General features: G+C 66.7%; 3 protein-coding genes. 1 reads left to right on the plus strand and 2 read right to left on the minus strand.

The genetic code is table 11. The features are described 5' to 3' along the window. The coding region (locus tag ABZW16_RS43840; protein ID WP_354962084.1) for a C40 family peptidase at positions 1 to 376 on the plus strand (376 nt) is incomplete at its 5' end. A 27-nt stretch (positions 377 to 403) separates the two neighbouring features. On the opposite strand, the gene ABZW16_RS43845 is transcribed toward ABZW16_RS43840, so the two are convergent. Continuing rightward, positions 404 to 1,588 (minus strand): transglycosylase SLT domain-containing protein, encoded by a 1,185-nt coding sequence (locus ABZW16_RS43845; protein WP_354962085.1) that lies wholly within the window; start codon positions 1,586 to 1,588, stop codon positions 404 to 406. Beyond that, on the minus strand, positions 1,588 to 1,975 hold a 388-nt coding region (locus ABZW16_RS43850), incomplete at its 5' end, for a transglycosylase SLT domain-containing protein (RefSeq protein WP_354962086.1). The genes ABZW16_RS43850 and ABZW16_RS43845, both read right to left, overlap by 1 nt.

Genomic DNA, 1,975 nt, shown 5'->3' on the forward strand with positions numbered 1-1,975 from the left:
CTCGGCCGCCGGAACATCCGCGGCCGCGCAGAAGGCGATCCAGGTCGCTTTGGCCCATCTTGGCAATCCGTATGTGTGGGGGGCCGAGGGGCCGAATTCCTTCGACTGCTCCGGGCTCATGCAATACGCGGCGGCCCAGGCGGGTGTGAGCATTCCACGTGTGGCCTCCGCCCAGTACCAACAGCTGCAGAAGGTCAATCCGGCCGATATCCGCCCCGGTGACCTGATCTTTCCCGACTCTGAATTCAACAATGGGAATCCTGGTCACGTCATGATGTATATCGGAAACGGCCAGTGTGTCGAGGCCCCGCACACCGGAGACGTCGTCAAAGTGATCAATTTGCCGAGCGGCTATCACGCCACCCGCTGGTCTTGACAGTCGAACGTCGACCGCAGCGCCCGCTCAGTATCCAACGTAATGTCCGCCTTGGTGCATCGCCTGGATGCCGGGCACGTCACTGACCGAGCCGTAGCGGGCGATGGCGTACCGCACGCCCGCGATGATGTTATCGACCGGATTCCAGATATCGCGGTGGCCGGGCAGCGCGTAGGCGTTGAAGGTGGGGTCGATGGTCTGCATCAGACCCTTGGACGGAGTTCCCTTGGCGGCGTTGCTGTCCCAGAGATTGATCGCATTCGGATCGCCCGCGGATTCGTGCTGGATGATCGCGGCGATATCGGCGGGATTGATGTACCGGGTGTCGTAGCCATTGGCGGCCAGGATGCGCAGGGCGTCGTTGATCCACTGACCCTGCTGACCGGACGGGCGCGTGCGCGGCGGGCGCGCACTGGATCCGCCTGTGCTCGGTTGGGCCCGGCGCGGCGGCTGCCGGGTCGGGCGCGCATTCTGCAGGAACCGGTCGGCCAGTGCGGCAACCCTATCCGCGGTGATCGCCGCCGCCGACTGCCCCTGTCCGAGCACGGCGCCTGCGCGCTGTAGGGCATTGCTGAGTGTGGTGATGAGCATCTGACGCCCGGCGGTGGTATCGGCGACGCCGCCGAGTGCGGTCATGGCCGTATTCACCTCGGCGATAATGCCATCGATGGCCGCCCGGCCCTGGATCGTACTATCGGCGGCACCGCCCAGCAGGCCGCCGAGTTCGGCGTTCAACGACTGCGTCGATTGCGCGCGGCGTCCGGTATCGAGATTGTTCGCCGCGTACTGTGATCCCGATTCGCCGGGCCATGAGGTCGGTTGTCCGGAGCCGAGCGCGGGCGGTGCGTACGGCTGACCGGTATCGGCGGTGGGGTTGGCCGTGCCGTACTGGGCGGAAATGGATGCCAGCGCACCGAGCGCCGCCGTCGCGTACGGCGCGCTGGTGCCGAATCCGGCGAGTGCGTCGGGGCGGGCGACCGTGGGCGATCCGGTTGCCGCGGTTCCGGATTCGGCGACCGGTCCCGCCGCCGGGCCGCGTACGGCCGCGGTCGCGGCAGGCTGCTGTGCGAGAGCGGCCGATGGGCCGGTCGGCGCCCGCGGCGGACTGCGTCGCGTTGCGTTCCGGCGTGGTGCGGATGTCGTTGTGCCGGGCGGGGTCTCATGCGCGTTGTCGAGGCTCGGATCCGGTGTGTCCCGCTGCGGTGGTGGCATCAGTAGGGCTCGTACGCTCGGCCGCTGCGTACCGCCTTGACGCCCGGCACATTGCTGACCGAGCCGTATCGGCCTATCGCGTAACGGACCCCGGCAACGATATTGTCGACCGGGTTGTAGATGTTCTGGTGCCCGGGCGCGGCGTACTGGTTGAAGGTCGGGCCGATGGTCTGCATGAGCCCGATCGAGGGTGTACCAGCGGCCGCATTGCTGTCGTAGTTGTTGGTGGCATTGGGATTGCCGCCCGATTCGTACTGGATGATGATCGCGATGGCCTGCGGATCGATCGTGCTGATGTTGTAGCCCAACTGCTGCAATACCTGCAGTGCCTGCTTGATCCAGTCACCGACGGTGCCGCCGGGCATCTGGCCGCCGCTGGTGGAGCCA

The organism is Nocardia sp. NPDC004604 (assembly GCF_040609795.1).
In the GTDB taxonomy this organism is placed as follows: Bacteria; Actinomycetota; Actinomycetes; order Mycobacteriales; family Mycobacteriaceae; genus Nocardia.

Excerpts from the sequence above, each read along its gene's own strand:
- ABZW16_RS43845 (WP_354962085.1), bottom strand. The coding sequence starts at position 1,588 with ATGCCACCACCGCAGCGGGACACACCGGATCCGAGCCTCGACAACGCG.